This window comes from Pseudomonas sp. AKS31, assembly GCF_023634765.1.
Lineage (GTDB): Bacteria > Pseudomonadota > Gammaproteobacteria > Pseudomonadales > Pseudomonadaceae > Aquipseudomonas.
The window spans coordinates 1,179,199-1,180,284 of sequence record NZ_JAMLFX010000002.1 but is presented as its reverse complement, the minus strand read 5'-3'; the positions used below and the strand labels follow the sequence as shown (position 1 = coordinate 1,180,284).

General features: G+C 52.9%; 1 protein-coding gene. It reads left to right on the top strand.

Annotated features, from left to right (window positions below):
- Window positions 1-119: 119 nt before the first annotated feature.
- Window positions 120-1,086 (top strand): IS4 family transposase (locus M9827_RS10980; RefSeq protein WP_250605454.1); only part of this gene is annotated, 967 nt, incomplete at its 3' end.

Genomic DNA, 1,086 nt, shown 5'->3' with positions numbered 1-1,086 from the left:
GGACAGACCCTGAGGGATCCCCGATTTTTCTTACAGAAAATCAAGAAGTTGGAATATTGAAGAGGCCTGCATGAGTCGGCAACTTGGTTTGCACCACACAAATACAAGAAACCGAACCCATGCAAGCCATCCGTTTTTTGCACAGAGCGCTCGCTCAAGCACTGCCCTCTATCCATTCTCGCCGCCTGACATCACTGATGAGTTGTGTCAGTTCGTTACTGCATGGACGTCGACTGACACTGACCGCTCTTGGTCGCCTCATGACGGGGCGTGCTTATCCCAAGCATTCGATCAAGCGCGTGGATCGGTTGCTGGGCAATCAACACTTGAGATCAGAGCGTCCATTGCTCTATTGGGTAATGCTTCGGGCATTGCTGGGTTCGTTGAAACATCCTTTGATCCTGGTCGACTGGTCTCGAATTGACGCTTCAGGCACAGCCTTTTTGCTAAGAGCATCGATCCCTCTGGCGGGACGCTCATTTCCGGTTTATGAAAGCGTTCATGAGCGCGAGAGCTGTCCCAAGTATCAAAATCGCCTACTCAAAACGCTGGCCGAATTGCTACCTGTTGACTGCATCCCGATTCTGGTCACCGATGCGGGTTTTCGGCGACCGTGGATGAAGGCTGTCGCCGCGCAGGGCTGGTATTACGTCGCGCGGATAAGGAATCGCGAACTTTATCGTCGCGATCAAACTGACTGGCAACCGGTGAAGAATTTGTATGCATTGGCCGCCGCCTCACCCAAGGCACTTGGCCGTGTCGAGATGACGCGAAGCGCCCCACACTTCATCGATTTGGATTGCGTACGACACTGCGCCAAGGGCCGCAAACACCAACGCGTCACGGGTTCAATTGCCAAGAGTAAGCTCAGTCGACAGTCCGCAAGACGTGAGCGTGAACCGTGGTTGCTGGCCAGCAATTTAGTTCAGGGCGAGTGGAATCCGGCAAAGATCGTGGCGGTTTACAAACGACGCATGCAAATTGAGGAGGGTTTCAGGGATGTGAAAAGTGAGCACTTGGGATTGGGCTTGAATCTACATCGCAGCCATTGCCTGCATCGTATTGAGATACTGCTGTTGATTGCAG